This is a genomic window from Janthinobacterium rivuli, assembly GCF_029690045.1.
Classification (GTDB): Bacteria; Pseudomonadota; Gammaproteobacteria; order Burkholderiales; family Burkholderiaceae_D; genus Janthinobacterium; species Janthinobacterium rivuli.
Window position 1 is genome coordinate 5,576,515 of record NZ_CP121464.1, and the last position, 14,094, is coordinate 5,590,608.

The following is a 14,094-nucleotide window of genomic DNA, read 5'->3' on the forward strand; positions in this document are numbered from 1 at the left end:
ACTACTCATGACCACTCTACTTTTGCAGCCTCGATTGAAAGTTCTATCCATTTTCGGTACCCGTCCGGAAGCAATCAAAATGGCGCCACTAGTTTTGGCGCTCGCCGCCGATACGCATTTCGAAGCAAAAGTCTGCGTTACCGGCCAGCATCGTGAAATGCTCGATCAGGTCTTGCAGTTGTTTGACATCACCCCCGATTTCGACCTGAAGATCATGAAGCCAGGACAGGACTTGAGTGACGTTACCAGCGCCATCCTGTCTGGCATGAAAGCCGTATTCGCCGAATTCACGCCTGACCTGGTATTGGTACATGGCGATACCGCCACCACTTTCGCCGCCAGCCTGGCCGCCTACTACCAACAAATTCCCGTCGCTCACGTGGAGGCAGGCCTGCGCACCGGCGACCTGTACGCACCTTGGCCTGAAGAGGGCAACCGGCGCCTGACTGGCGCATTGGCAGCCCTGCATTTCGCGCCCACAAAGACCTCGCAGGCGAACCTCCTGAGAGAAGGCGTCGATGCGGCCAGCATCGTCGTGACCGGCAATACCGTGATCGATGCTCTACTCGACGTCGTGCGCAAGCTCGCGCAAGATACGCAACTGCGTGCCCAGATGGAGTCCCAGTTCGCCTTCCTGGACCCGCAAAAGAGAGTCTTGCTGGTCACCGGACACCGTCGCGAGAGCTTCGGCGACGGTTTCGAGCGCATCTGCAGTGCGCTGGCGGCGACGGCGGCGCGCTTCCCCGACGTGCAGATTGTCTATCCCGTCCACCTGAATCCAAACGTCATGGAGCCGGTACGACGGCTGTTGGCGGGCATCGGCAATGTGCACCTGATCGAGCCGCTCGATTATCTGCCGTTCGTCTACCTGATGAACCGCGCCCACCTGGTGCTGACCGATTCCGGCGGCGTTCAGGAAGAGGCCCCGTCGCTCGGCAAACCGGTACTGGTCATGCGTGAAACCACGGAACGTCCGGAAGCGGTCGAAGCCGGCACCGTGCGCCTCGTGGGCACATCCGTCGAAACCATCAGCGAACAATTGGCGCTCCTGCTGTCCAACGACGCCGCTTATGAAAGCATGAGCTTTGCCCACAATCCCTATGGCGACGGCGCCGCCTGCGCGCGCATCATCGCCTCCATTCTTCAATTCTACCGTCCGACACCATGAAATTTGATTCCGTTTCCATCATAGGCCTCGGCTACATCGGCCTGCCAACCGCCGCCGTATTTGCTTCGTTCAAGAAAAAAGTCATCGGCGTCGACATCAGCCAGACCACAGTTGACACCATCAACCGCGGGGAAATCCATATCATCGAACCCGATCTCGATATGGTTGTCCAGGCTGCGGTAAGCCAGGGTTACCTGCGCGCCACCACGCAGCCGGAAGCAGCCGATGCCTTCCTGATCGCCGTGCCGACCCCGTTCAAAGGCGATCACGAACCTGACCTGTCCTACATCAAATCGGCCAGCAAGGCGATCGCCCCCGTGCTCAAGCGCGGTGACCTGGTCATTCTTGAGTCGACCTCGCCAGTCGGCGCCACCGAACAGATGTCCGCATGGATGGCCGAGGCGCGCCCGGACCTGACGTTCCCGCAAAGCCATGGCGAAGCATCTGACATCCGCGTGGCGCACTGCCCTGAACGCGTGTTGCCCGGTCATGTCTTGCGCGAACTGGTGCAGAACGACCGCGTAATCGGCGGCATGACGCCGGCCTGTTCACAGGCAGCCGCCACGCTGTACCGTACTTTCGTGGAAGGCGAATGCGTCATTACCGATGCACGCACGGCAGAAATGTGCAAACTGACCGAAAACAGTTTCCGCGACGTGAATATCGCGTTCGCCAACGAACTGTCGATGATTTGCGACAAGCAGAATGTCAATGTGTGGGAACTGATCCGATTGGCCAACCGTCACCCGCGCGTCAGCATCCTGCAACCAGGGCCAGGCGTAGGCGGGCATTGCATCGCCGTCGATCCCTGGTTCATCGTGAGCCAATCGCCAGAACAGGCGCGCCTGATCCGTAGTGCGCGCGAAGTCAACGACAGCAAACCAGAATGGGTCATGCAAAAGGCTAAAATCGCCGTCGCCGATTTCCTGCAGCGCTACCCGGACAAGACGGCACGTGATGTGACCATCGCCTGTCTCGGCCTGGCGTTCAAACCCGATATCGACGATCTGCGGGAAAGCCCGGCGCTGTCGATCACGCGCAGCATCGCTGCCAGCCATCCGGGGACGGTGCTGGCGGTAGAACCGAATATCACCGCCCTGCCCGCCAAGCTGGCCGATACACTGCAATTAACGGACGTGAATGATGCCTTGCTCCGGGCGCAAATCGTGATCCTGCTGGTTGACCACAAGACGTTCAAGGCCATCCCCGCAAGTCGCCTGAGCGAGCATCTGGTAGTCGATACACGCGGTATCTGGCAAGGTTAAACGTTGCAGCCGGAGCCCAGGCTGCGGCAACAATTTGTTTCAACCTCCTGGCTTGCGCCATACCCGCATTTAACGTATTGTCATCGCCGCGCTGGAATGCTCTGCTGGCGGAGTCATACCCGCATCCTCGCGGGCATTCACCGGTGCGCTGGAGCAAGCAAATACCCGCGCTTGCGCACCGGATGCAGACACAGCACGTGCCAGTCGGCATTCAATTTTGCGCGAAGACATTATCAGCGATGGAAGTATACTTTTTTTTATTCACCTTGATTGCAGTATTTTCTTTCAGCCGCAATGAAACGTCGCGCGTATCGTTTTTTGCGCTTGGCATACTGCTGTTCCTGTTCGCTGCCATGCGCGGCGAAGGAGTTGACCGCGATTACCATGGCTATCTGGAATATTACGACTATGTACTGGAGTCAGAGTTTAAAAACGTAGAACCGACTTTCATTCTCATTGCAAGTCTGGCCGACCGCCTGTTCTCCTCCAGCCTGATGATTTTCTTCGTGTATGCGTTTCTGGGAGTGGGCATCAAACTGTACGCGATTAATCAAATCACGCCGCACCGCAACCTGGCGTTGCTGGTTTATTACTCGATGTTTTTCATGCTACTGGAAATGACGCAAATCAGGGTAGGTGTCGCGGCAGGTTTCCTGCTACTGTGCATCCGGCCTATCCTGAAGCGCAACCTCAGGCAATTTTTGTTATTCTCATGCCTGGCATTTGCATTTCATTATTCTGCCATCATTATTTTTCCATTGTATTTCCTGACTGGCAGCAGCACCAGCTTGAAAAAATATGCCTGGCTGATGCCAGTTGGCCTGATCATGTATTACATCGGCATAGACATTTTCAGCACATTAAAGATGCTACCGATTGATTTGATCCGGCTAAAAATCGAGAATTACACGGAACTTGCGTATTTTGATCCCGACATCAATTTTCTCAATTTTCCATATGTAATGCGTTGCTGCATTGCCTATGTCCTGTATTGGCATATCGATACCCTGAGGCGGATAAATCCCTACATTTCGCTTCTGTTGAAGATTTATTTTCTGGCCCTGTTTATATTCGCTGCCTTTGCCAGTGTTCCAGCAATCAGCTCGCGTACCAGTGAGCTGCTGCTTATCGTGGAAATCGTCCTGCTGCCGAATCTGGTGTACCTGATCAAGGATCGAAGAATGGCGATAGCAACCATTATTGGCATTTGTTTCGCATATCTGTTCTTTTTATTATTTTCAACGAATCTGCTGGAGCCGTATTTCTAGACCGATGATGTTCCCTTCAAACAACGGCGCCACCCGAGCGTAATTTCACAGGCAATAGTAACAATATATTTATGCGTTCAAGCTCAGTTATCGCAATTATCGTCAGTTATAATGGGGAAGAAAAAACCTGGGCAACCGCGCAGGCGCTTCTGTCTCAGGTCGATTCCATCCTCATCGTCGACAACGGCTCCGATGCGCAATCAATGCGTACGCTTGAGGAGCTAGAAAAATGCGAACGTGTTGCAATCATGCGACTTGGCAGCAATCGCGGTATCGGCTACGCGCTTAATGCCGGCTTGCTCCATGCGAAAGAGCAAGGCGCCGCTTGGGTACTGACCATGGATCAGGATAGTGTCGCGGAGCCCGGCATGGTTGATGCCATGCTGGCGGCACATGCGCGCGACAGCGGCGCACTGTGCCTGTCACCCAACCTGGTATTGCATGGTGAGCCTAGGGCGGCCGTCCATGCGGGTAAGGTGAAGTACGCTATTACCTCTGGCAACCTGGTCAACATGAACATCTATCGCAGCGTCGGCAATTACAATGAAGCTTACTTCATCGATTGCATCGATATCGAATTTTCATTACGCGTCAGGCATGCTGGTTTTTCCATAACCAAAGTCGCCGATGCTGTGCTCTACCACGAACTTGGGGCGGCACACCAGGTACCGAAACTGTTCAAGCGCTACTACACGTTGCATTCGCCATTGCGGCGTTATTATATGTACAGGAATTTTATGTATTTTTCACAACAATATCTGCGATCCGATTTTCGCTTCATCTTGAAATTTGGTATCGCACACGGCATTTTATGTATGCTCGTGCTCTTTTACGACCCGCAGCCCCGCGCCTCCCTGCGCATGATGGCCCGTGGCGTCCGCGATTTCTTTAGCGGAAAAATCGGCGCCTATCCATTGGAGAAAAAATGAAAATCGGCTACGTTTGCACTAATTACAATAATACGCAGTTTACGCGCGCCGCCGTCGCATCGCTGGTAAAAAATGACGATCATGAATATCAAATCGTCATCGTTGATAACAATTCGGCGCCGGATAGCATCGCGTCCCTGCACCGTTTGAAGGATGAGTTTCCGGATATTACCGTTATTTTCAATCCTGACAATTCCGGCTACTTCCCTGGCCTGAATATCGGCATCAACCATTTACGCAGCCACCATGCTGACATCAACTACATGGTGGTCGGCAACAACGATCTAACCTTCCGGACGGATTTCCTGCAGTCAATCGCCTGCCACAAAGCACTATTCCAGACCTATCCCGTGGTATCGCCGGATGTCATCACCGTGGACGGCATACATCAGAACCCGCACGTCATTGATGGAATCAGCAGGTTCCGCGAACTCATGTACGATCTGTATTATGCCAATTACTATCTGGGCCGCTGCATCAAATGGATCGCCTCCTTGACCCAGCGCGCGAGTGATCGTCGCGATGAAGAACAGTGGGAAACTGGACAGGTCATCATCCAGGGCCACGGTTCATGTTATATCCTCGGGCCGCTGTTCTTCGAGAAGCTGCAGCAGTTGTGGGCGCCGACATTCCTGATGGGCGAGGAATACTTCTTGAGCAAGCAGGTTAACGATGCCGGCATGTCCATCTATTACGAACCAGGCATCCAGGTGACCCATCACTGGCACGCGACGATTGAACAATTACCCAGCCGGGCGGTATGGGAAATGGCCCGCAAGTCACACAAAACCTATCGGGAATATGTGAAAATTTTTTAATTCCCCGTCCGGCACTGGCGCCGACACCGTCAGCCCCAGAATATAGTCACACATCATACCTAGAGAGCAGCACGAATGAGAGAGTACCAAGTTTGCAGCAATTGCGTGATGGATACCACCGATACCCAGATCGTCTTTGACGAACATGGCGTATGCGACCATTGCCATGATTTCAACGATCATGTCCTTCCCAACTGGCATCCGGACGCCGTGGGCGAACGTGAATTCCAGGCGGTGGCCGACAAAATCAAGCTCGAAGGCCAAGGTAAGCCTTTCGATTGCATTCTAGGTATGAGCGGTGGACTCGACAGTTCCTATCTGCTGCACCTGGCGGTGAAAAAGTACGGCTTGCGCCCGTTGGTCTTTCACGTCGACGGCGGCTGGAATTCGGACATTGCCGTCAGCAATATCCAGATGCTGGTGGACGGCCTGGGCATGGATCTTTACACTGAAGTCATCAATTGGGAAGAGATGAAGGATCTGCAACTGGCATTCTTCAAATCCGGCGTGCCCCATCTGGATATCCCGCAAGACCACGCGTTTGTGGCGACGCTCTACCATTTCGCCAACAAACACAAGATCAAGTACATCTTAAATGGTGGTAATGTCTCGACCGAATGCGTACGCAATCCGCTTGACTGGCTCTATTACGGCACCGACCTGCGTCAGATTCGCGACATCCATGGCCGGTTCGGCAAGCGCAAGCTGAAGACCTTCCCCTTCAGCGGCATCCTGTTCCATAAGTTTTACCTGCGCTATATCAAGGGCGTGCGGGTAGTCAAACCGCTCGACTACATGCCATACAGCAAAAAAATCGCGATCGACACGCTCGCCTCGACCTATGGCTGGCGGGCCTACCCGCAAAAACACTTCGAGTCCCGTTTTACCCGTTTCTACGAAGGTTACTGGCTGCCGACACGCTTCGGCATGGATACGCGCCGCGTCCAGTTCTCTAGCCTGATTCTGACCAAACAGATGACACGCGAAGAGGCGTTGGAGGAACTGCGCAAGCCGGCCCACAATCCGGCCACCATCGACGAAGAATTCGACTATATCGCCACCAAGCTGGACATCTCGAGTGACGAGTTGCGCGATTGCATGAACTTGCCCAAAAAATCTTACCGCGACTACAAGAACCAGCGCGTCCTCTTCAACCTGGGTGCGGCGATCCTGAAAAAACTGGGCGTGGAAAGGGCCATCAAGCGATGATAGCGATCGTCAATTATGGCCTTGGCAACATCAGCGCCTTTGCCAACATCTACAAAAGCCTGGGCGTGCCATTCATACTGGCTGATACCGCGAGTCAGTTGCGCGACGCCAGCAAGATCATCCTGCCCGGCGTTGGTTCCTTCGATCACGCGATGCAATTGCTGCAAGCATCCGGCATGCGCGGGGAATTGAACCGCCTCGTGCTCGAAGAGAAGCGGCCGGTACTGGGCATCTGTGTTGGCATGCAGATGCTCGCCCTCTCAAGCGACGAAGGCCGCGAAACTGGGCTGGGTTGGATAGATGGCGTGGTCCGCAAGATCGATGCGGCCCGTCCAGGCCACGAGCTGCTGTTACCGCATATGGGCTGGAACAGTGTGCGCTCACTCAATGACAATGCTTTGCTCACCGGACTCGACATGGAATCGGAATTCTATTTCCTGCATTCCTATTACTTCGATTGCAACCAGGCCGGCGACGCCTTCGCCGATGTCGAGTATGGCACCCGCTTCGTCTGCGGCGTGAATCACGAAAACATTTACGGCGTCCAGTTTCACCCTGAGAAAAGCCACCGTAACGGCGTGCGGCTACTCAAAAATTTTGCGGAGTTATAAGCCATGCTCAGAGCCAGAATCATTCCCTGCCTGCTGTTAAAGGATGGCGGCTTGGTCAAGTCCGTCAAATTCAAGGACCACAAATACGTCGGCGATCCTATCAATGCGGTCAAGATCTTTAACGAGAAGGAAGTCGATGAGATCGTTGTGCTCGACATCGACGCCAGTGCCGAAGGACGCGAACCGAATTATCGGCTGATCGAGAACCTTGCACGCGAGTGCCGCATGCCCTTGTGTTATGGCGGCGGCATCAAAACGGTACAGCAGGCAAACCGTATCTTTGCACTGGGCGTGGAAAAAATCGCCATCAGTTCGGCGGCAGTGTCAGATATCGGGCTGGTCAGCGCATTAGCGGCCGAAGTCGGTTCGCAAAGCGTGGTGGTCATCCTGGACGTCAAGAAGCGGTCGTTCGGCCGTGGTTATGAAATCTATATCAACAACGGCAAAACCGGCACCGGCCTGTCGCCTGTCGATTTTTGCAAACAACTACAGGAACACGGCGTAGGCGAAATTTGCATCAATGCCATCGATCGCGATGGCATGATGGAAGGCTATGACCTCGATCTGATCAGTGCCGTGCACAAGTGCGTCAAAGTACCGATGACGGTGCTGGGCGGCGCCGGTTCGCTGGACCACATCAAGGACATGATCGCCCGCTTCGGCATCATCGGCGTGGCCGCTGGCAGCTTGTTCGTCTTCAAGGGAGCGTACAAGGCTGTCCTCATCAGCTATCCATCACGCCAGGAACGCGGCTTGCTATGACCGTGTGCAGCGCCGCCATACCGTTCCAGCCCTACCCACTATTTTATGCATTGGTAATTTTGTGAAACAGATCCTTCAAGACATGGCAAATGGCACCACCTCGCTCGTCGAGGCACCCGCCCCCGCCCCTTCCAGCGGCAGCCTGAACATTTTCACCACGGTGTCGCTCATTTCCGCAGGTACCGAACGCATGTTGGTCGGGTTCGGCAAGGCATCGATGCTGGACAAGGCACGCCAGCAGCCCGACAAAGTCAAAATGGTGCTGGAAAAAGTCGCCACGGATGGCCTGATGACCACCATCGATGCGGTACGCTCGAAACTGGCCCAGCCATTACCTCTCGGCTATTGCAACGTGGGCGTGGTGGCAGAAACCGGCTCGCGCGTGAGCGGCTTCAAACCGGGAGACCGCGTCGTGTCGAACGGGCCACATGCTGATATCGTCAAGGTTCCCATGAACCTGTGCGCGCGCATCCCCGACACCGTAAGCGATGAAGCCGCAGCCTTCGTGGTAGTGGCCAGCATCGGCTTGCAAGGCATGCGCCTTGCGCAGCCCACGCTGGGCGAAAGCTTTGTCGTCACCGGCGTCGGCCTGATCGGCCTGCTGACCGTGCAACTGCTGCGCGCACACGGCTGCCGCGTGCTGGCAATTGACTTCGACGAATCGAAGCTGGCCCTGGCGCGCCAGTTCGGCGCTGCCACCTGCAATCCGGGCCGTGGTGAAGACCCGGTAGCGGCCGGCATGGCATTCAGCCGTGGCCAGGGCGTCGATGGTGTCATCATTACCGCATCGACCAAGTCCAATGACCCGTTGTCTCAGGCGGCGCGCATGTGCCGCAAGCGCGGCCGCATCGTGCTCGTTGGCGTGATCGGTCTGGAAATGAGCCGCGCCGACTTTTATGAAAAGGAATTGAGCTTCCAGGTATCATGTTCCTATGGTCCAGGCCGCTATGACCCCAACTACGAAGAGCGAGGCCAGGATTATCCGCTCGGCTTCGTGCGCTGGACCGAACAGCGCAATTTCGAGGCGGTGCTTGACATGCTGGCCAGCGGCCAGCTCGATGTCGCGCCCCTGATCACCCACCGCTTCGCCTTCGAAGATGCTCCTAGCGCTTATCAGGCATTGACGGACGACAAGGCGGGCCTGGGTATTCTGCTTCAATACCCGTCGCCAACGGCTGAGCGCGTCAAGCGTCAGGTCACCCTGGCGCCTAACGCCACCTTCCAGGCGGAACGCCCGGTACTGGGTTTCATTGGTGCAGGCAACTACGCTTCGCGCGTGTTGATTCCCGCTTTCAAGGCCGCTGGCGCACAATTTCACAGCATCGTCACCGCTGGCGGCATCAACAGCGTTATTCACGGTCAGAAAAGCGGCTTTGCCGAGGCATCAACCGATGTCGGCGCCATGCTGTCCATCGCCGCCATCAATACGGTAGCGATCGTCACCCGCCACGATACCCACGCGCAACTGGTTTCGCAATCGCTGGCGGCCGGCAAGCACGTCTTCGTTGAGAAACCGCTGGCCATCGAACACCGCGAGCTGCAGCAGGTACGCGCCGCCTACGATACAGCCCACGGCGGCGGTAGTGGGCCACAGTTGATGATCGGCTTCAACCGCCGCTTCTCGCCGCAAGTGCAAAAGATGAAATCCCTACTGGCCTCGGTCGCCGAACCGAAATCATTCATCATGACGATGAACGCGGGGGCAATCCCGGCCAATCACTGGACCCAGGACAATGCCGTGGGCGGCGGCCGTATCATCGGGGAAGCCTGTCATTTCATCGATCTGATGCGTTTCCTGGCAGGCAGCGAAATCATCTCGGTGCAGGCGCGCCGCATGGGCGACGCTCCCGGCGTGGCAATTACTGAAGACAAGGCATCGATCACGTTGGGCTTCGCCGATGGTTCCTTCGGCACCATCATGTATCTGGCAAACGGCGCCGCCAACTACCCGAAGGAACGGGTAGAAGTGTTTACGTCGGGCCGCGTCCTACAGCTCGACAATTTCCGCAAGCTCAAGGGCTTTGGCTGGCCGGGCTTTTCGCGCATGAACCTGTGGAAACAGGACAAGGGGCAGCAGCAATGCGCGGCGGCCTTCCTGGCTGCGGTACAAAGCGGCGTGCCGGCGATCGCTCCGGGTGACATTTTCGAAGTGGCGCGCGTCACCATCGAGGTTGCCGAATTATTGCGCCAGCAATGAGATTGCACCACATGAACTTACGTACCCGATCCCAGGGGAAATTCCGTTGAAGCCCGGCCTGCTCCTCTACTGGCATACGCTGCGCCACCTGAAGCCGGTGCAGTTTTATGGACGGCTGCTGTTTCGCATGCGCCGGCCACGCCCGGACCTGCGCGCAGCACCGCCGCTACGTCCACTCGCCGGTACCTGGCAACTGGCGGCGCGGCGCGATCCCAGCCTGACCGGCGACGGCAGTTTCTGCTTCCTCGGACAGAGGCACGACCTATCCGCCATCGATGGCTGGAATGACGGCACTCTGGACAAGCTGTGGCTGTACAACCTGCACTATTTTGATACCCTCAACGCCAGCAATAGTATGGCGTTGACAGCCCAGCACCAGCGCCTGCTGACGCGCTGGATCGAGGCGAATCCCACGGGCCATGGTAATGGCTGGGAGCCGTATCCTATGTCCTTGCGAATCGTCAACTGGATCAAATGGGCGCTGGCGGGCAATACGCTCGATACCCGACAGCTCAACAGCCTGGCGGTACAAGTGCGCTGGCTGGCCGGACGCCTGGAGATCCATTTGCTGGGCAATCACCTGTTTGCCAATGCCAAAGCGCTGCTGTTCGCCGGTCAGTTTTTTATGGGGCCGGAGGCCGATGCCTGGCGCGTCACGGCGCTGCGCATCCTTGCGCGCGAAGTGCCCGAACAGATCCTGGCCGACGGCGCGCATTTTGAACTGAGCACGATGTACCACGCGCTGGCCCTGGAAGACATGCTGGATCTGCTGAATCTGGCGCAAGCGTTTGACGCGCTCGACAGCCAAGCCAGCGACTGGCGCAGCCGCATTCCGGCAATGCAATCCTGGCTAGCCATGCTCAGCCATCCCGACGGTGGAATCGGCTTCTTCAACGATGCCGCTTTTGGCATCGCTGTGGAAACTACCGAACTGGCGCGCTACGCGGACAGCCTCGGCTTCCCTGCGCCGCAGGCGCCCACAGACGGCGTCACCCACCTCGCGGCCAGCGGCTACCTGCGCCTGCAACTAGGGGCATCTGTGCTGCTGCTCGACGCCGCCGCCGTTGGCCCGGACTATCTGCCCGGTCATGCGCATGCGGACACATTGTCATTCGAATGGTCGCTGTCCGGCCAGCGCCTGCTCGTCAACAGTGGCACTTCGCAGTATGGGCTGGGCGCCGAACGCCTGCGTCAACGAGGCACTGCCGCGCACAATACCGTGCAAATAGACGGCGCCGATTCGTCCGAGGTCTGGAGCGGCTTTCGCGTGGCGCGCCGAGCCTATCCACACGAGATCCGCATCGATGCACCGGGCCCTGTCTTGGATATCGATTGCGCGCACGATGGCTACTTGCGCCTGCCAGGAAAGAATATCCACCGCCGTCACTGGCGCCTGGCCGCCGGCGCGCTCGCCATCCACGATCGCGTGAGCGGCCCATTCCGCCTGGCCGAAGCGTTTTTCCACCTGCATCCGGCAATCCGCGTGGCGCCCGGCGCCGGCCGGCGACAATGCACGCTGCTGCTGCCAGATGGCAGCGCCGTGCATGTCGCCATCGACCAAGGCAGCATCAGCGTGCAGCCTGACCACTGGCATCCGCGCTTTGGTGTCAGTCAGGAAACGCATTGCCTGCAGATCCGCTTTGAAGGCGCGGATCTGACTACCTGCTTCAGCTGGAACCATTCATGAGAATTTTAGTTTTAAGTTTTTATTATCCGCCTGACCTCGGTCCCGGCCCTTTCAGGGCATCGGCGCTAGTCGAGGCGCTACGCGAAACCTCGCCGGCCGGCACGCATATCGACGTAATCACGACCATGCCGAACCGCTACAGCGGCTTTAGCGCGGCCGCGCCAGCACTGGAAGAGTTCCCTGGCCTGACGTTGCACCGTATCAACTTGCCCGCACACCAAAGCGGCATGCTGGATCAGTCAAAGGCCTTCCTCACCTACGCCCGCAACGCCGTCAAGCTAGCCCGTCACAACAAGTACGATCTGGTCCTGGCCACCTCGTCTCGCCTGATGACGGCCGCGCTGGGCGCATGGATCAGTCGTCGTGCGGGTGCATGTCTGTACCTCGATATCCGCGACATTTTTGTCGATACCATCAAGGATGTGCTGCCGAAGCGCTTTGCGCGCGTGGCCAAGCCCCTGTTCTCCGTACTGGAAGGCTGGACCATGCGTCGCGCCAGCAAGATCAACCTGGTCTCGGCCGGCTTCGGCGAATACTTTTCGACGCGCTACCCGCACCAGCCATACTCCTTCTTCACCAATGGCATCGACGATGAATTCTTGCCAGAGGCCCTACCGCTGGCAGCGCCCCCGCAAGAAAAGCAGGGCAAAGCCCTGTCGGTGCTGTACGCCGGCAATATCGGCGAAGGCCAGGGTTTGCACACGATACTGCCGCCGCTGGCGGCACGCATGCGCGGGCGCCTGCATTTCAACGTGATTGGCGACGGCGGACGGCGTGCCGCACTGCAGGCCGCGTTGGAACAGGCCGGCGTGGACAACGTGACGTTGATGGCGCCGATGAAGCGCAGTGAACTGATTGCCGCCTACCGCGGCGCCGATGTGCTGTTCGTGCATCTGAATGACTATGCCGCCTTCAAAAAAGTGCTGCCGTCTAAATTGTTCGAATATGGAGCGATCGGAAAGCCCATCTGGGCAGGCGTGGATGGCTACGCAGCACAATTTGTTGCTACCGAAATCCCCAACGCCGCCGTGTTTTATCCATGCGACGTCGATGCCGCGGTGAATGCGTTTGACAGCCTGCACCTGCATGACACGCCGCGCCCCGAATTTATCACCAAGTTCTCCAGAAAAAACATTGTACGGGCGATGGCGCGCGACATTGTAACGCTGCTGCCACCCGCAGCGGGTGAGCGCGGCGCGGCAGATCGTTGACGTACGGAATTAACACATACATGAAAAAAATACTCGTAACGGGCGCCAGCGGCTTTGTCGGCTCCGCGCTTTGCCAGACACTCATCTCCCGCGGCTGGCCCGTGACGGGATCGGTACGCGTGAAAAGCGCGCCTTTTCATTACGCCAGCGGCGCACTGAACGCCAGCACCGACTGGTCTGCGGCACTGGACGATTGCACCTGCGTCATCCATCTGGCCGCGCGCGTGCATGTCATGAAGGAAGCGGCCGCCGATGCGCTTGCGGCGTACCGCGCCGTGAACGTGGACGCGACCATGCAGCTGGCGCGCCAAGCCGCGGCGGCCGGCGTGCGGCGCTTCATTTTCGTCAGCAGTATCAAGGTCAATGGCGAAGCGAGCGGAAAACATCCCTTCCGCGCCAGCGATGCACCGGCACCGTGCGACCCGTATGGCCAATCGAAAATGGAAGCAGAGCAGCAATTGCAGGCATTTGCCGCCACCAGCGGCATGGAATTGGTGATCGTTCGCCCCCCCCTCGTTTATGGGCCGGGTGTGCGCGCCAACTTTCAGCGCCTGATGGAGCTGATCAAGTCTGGCTGGCCGCTGCCTTTCGGCGCGGTCGGCAACCAACGCAGCATGGTAGCGCTGGACAATCTGATCGATTTGCTGCTGGTGTGCTGCACGCACCCAAAAGCGCCAGGCGCGGTTTTGCTGGTGTCCGATGACCATGACGTTAGCACCGCCGAGCTGGTGCGCATGCTGGCAGCACCCATGGGGCGCCGCGCGCGTCTGCTGGCCGTGCCGACCTCGCTGATGCGCGTGGCAGCGGCAGCCATCGGAAAATCCGCGCAGGCAGACCGCGTGCTCGGATCGCTCCAGATCGATGTGGCACCGACCAAGCGTTTGCTCGACTGGCATCCACCTGTTGCGATGCAAGCCGCATTGAACCAGACAGTGACCGACTTCCTGAACCATATCAAGAGCTGACAAA

General features: G+C 57.4%; 12 protein-coding genes. All 12 read left to right on the top strand.

Annotated elements, in window-relative coordinates; all coding sequences use genetic code 11:
* The first annotated feature begins 7 nt into the window (after positions 1 to 7).
* The 12 genes from wecB to P9875_RS25345 all read left to right on the top strand — a co-directional run bounded on the left by wecB (position 8) and on the right by P9875_RS25345 (position 14,090).
* On the top strand, positions 8 to 1,168 hold the full coding sequence (wecB, locus tag P9875_RS25290) for a non-hydrolyzing UDP-N-acetylglucosamine 2-epimerase (protein WP_341353809.1): 1,161 nt from the start codon (positions 8 to 10) through the stop codon (positions 1,166 to 1,168).
* Positions 1,165 to 2,433, top strand: a complete 1,269-nt coding sequence (wecC, locus tag P9875_RS25295) for a UDP-N-acetyl-D-mannosamine dehydrogenase (RefSeq protein ID WP_099401468.1) — start codon at positions 1,165 to 1,167, stop codon at positions 2,431 to 2,433. The genes wecB and wecC overlap by 4 nt, the downstream gene beginning before the upstream one ends.
* Before the next feature lie 77 nt (positions 2,434 to 2,510).
* The gene (locus tag P9875_RS25300; RefSeq protein ID WP_158300086.1) at positions 2,511 to 3,701 is read left to right on the top strand and encodes an EpsG family protein; all 1,191 of its coding nucleotides are present in this window, start codon (positions 2,511 to 2,513) and stop codon (positions 3,699 to 3,701) included.
* Between the two features lie 71 nt (positions 3,702 to 3,772).
* On the top strand, positions 3,773 to 4,630 hold the full coding sequence (locus P9875_RS25305; RefSeq protein WP_099401470.1) for a glycosyltransferase family 2 protein: 858 nt from the start codon (positions 3,773 to 3,775) through the stop codon (positions 4,628 to 4,630).
* A complete protein-coding gene (locus P9875_RS25310) occupies positions 4,627 to 5,448 on the top strand; it encodes a glycosyltransferase (protein ID WP_099401471.1) in 822 nt (273 codons plus the stop codon). The genes P9875_RS25305 and P9875_RS25310 overlap by 4 nt, the downstream gene beginning before the upstream one ends.
* Positions 5,449 to 5,523: 75 nt before the next feature.
* On the top strand, positions 5,524 to 6,657 hold the full coding sequence (locus P9875_RS25315; protein WP_099401472.1) for an N-acetyl sugar amidotransferase: 1,134 nt from the start codon (positions 5,524 to 5,526) through the stop codon (positions 6,655 to 6,657).
* Positions 6,654 to 7,268 (top strand): imidazole glycerol phosphate synthase subunit HisH, encoded by a 615-nt coding sequence (gene hisH, locus P9875_RS25320; RefSeq protein ID WP_099401473.1) that lies wholly within the window; start codon positions 6,654 to 6,656, stop codon positions 7,266 to 7,268. The genes P9875_RS25315 and hisH overlap by 4 nt, the downstream gene beginning before the upstream one ends.
* 3 nt (positions 7,269 to 7,271) lie before the next feature.
* On the top strand, positions 7,272 to 8,030 hold the full coding sequence (locus P9875_RS25325; RefSeq protein WP_099401474.1) for an AglZ/HisF2 family acetamidino modification protein: 759 nt from the start codon (positions 7,272 to 7,274) through the stop codon (positions 8,028 to 8,030).
* Between the two features lie 61 nt (positions 8,031 to 8,091).
* Positions 8,092 to 10,227: a bi-domain-containing oxidoreductase gene (locus P9875_RS25330; RefSeq protein ID WP_099401475.1), complete on the top strand. Its 2,136-nt coding sequence runs from the start codon at positions 8,092 to 8,094 to the stop codon at positions 10,225 to 10,227.
* On the top strand, positions 10,166 to 11,914 hold the full coding sequence (locus P9875_RS25335) for a heparinase II/III family protein (protein WP_278316927.1): 1,749 nt from the start codon (positions 10,166 to 10,168) through the stop codon (positions 11,912 to 11,914). The genes P9875_RS25330 and P9875_RS25335 overlap by 62 nt, the downstream gene beginning before the upstream one ends.
* Positions 11,911 to 13,125 (top strand): glycosyltransferase family 4 protein, encoded by a 1,215-nt coding sequence (locus P9875_RS25340; RefSeq protein ID WP_099401476.1) that lies wholly within the window; start codon positions 11,911 to 11,913, stop codon positions 13,123 to 13,125. The genes P9875_RS25335 and P9875_RS25340 overlap by 4 nt, the downstream gene beginning before the upstream one ends.
* 20 nt (positions 13,126 to 13,145) lie before the next feature.
* The gene (locus P9875_RS25345) at positions 13,146 to 14,090 is read left to right on the top strand and encodes a UDP-glucose 4-epimerase family protein (RefSeq protein WP_099401477.1); all 945 of its coding nucleotides are present in this window, start codon (positions 13,146 to 13,148) and stop codon (positions 14,088 to 14,090) included.
* The last annotated feature ends 4 nt before the right edge of the window (positions 14,091 to 14,094 follow it).

Bases quoted from the DNA above. Each gene is read 5' to 3' on its own strand.
- wecB (WP_341353809.1), top strand. From the start codon at position 8: ATGACCACTCTACTTTTGCAGCCTCGATTGAAAGTTCTATCCATTTTC.
- wecC (WP_099401468.1), top strand. From the start codon at position 1,165: ATGAAATTTGATTCCGTTTCCATCATAGGCCTCGGCTACATCGGCCTG.
- P9875_RS25305 (WP_099401470.1), top strand. From the start codon at position 3,773: ATGCGTTCAAGCTCAGTTATCGCAATTATCGTCAGTTATAATGGGGAA.
- P9875_RS25310 (WP_099401471.1), top strand. From the start codon at position 4,627: ATGAAAATCGGCTACGTTTGCACTAATTACAATAATACGCAGTTTACG.
- P9875_RS25315 (WP_099401472.1), top strand. From the start codon at position 5,524: ATGAGAGAGTACCAAGTTTGCAGCAATTGCGTGATGGATACCACCGAT.
- hisH (WP_099401473.1), top strand. From the start codon at position 6,654: ATGATAGCGATCGTCAATTATGGCCTTGGCAACATCAGCGCCTTTGCC.
- P9875_RS25325 (WP_099401474.1), top strand. From the start codon at position 7,272: ATGCTCAGAGCCAGAATCATTCCCTGCCTGCTGTTAAAGGATGGCGGC.
- P9875_RS25340 (WP_099401476.1), top strand. From the start codon at position 11,911: ATGAGAATTTTAGTTTTAAGTTTTTATTATCCGCCTGACCTCGGTCCC.
- P9875_RS25345 (WP_099401477.1), top strand. From the start codon at position 13,146: ATGAAAAAAATACTCGTAACGGGCGCCAGCGGCTTTGTCGGCTCCGCG.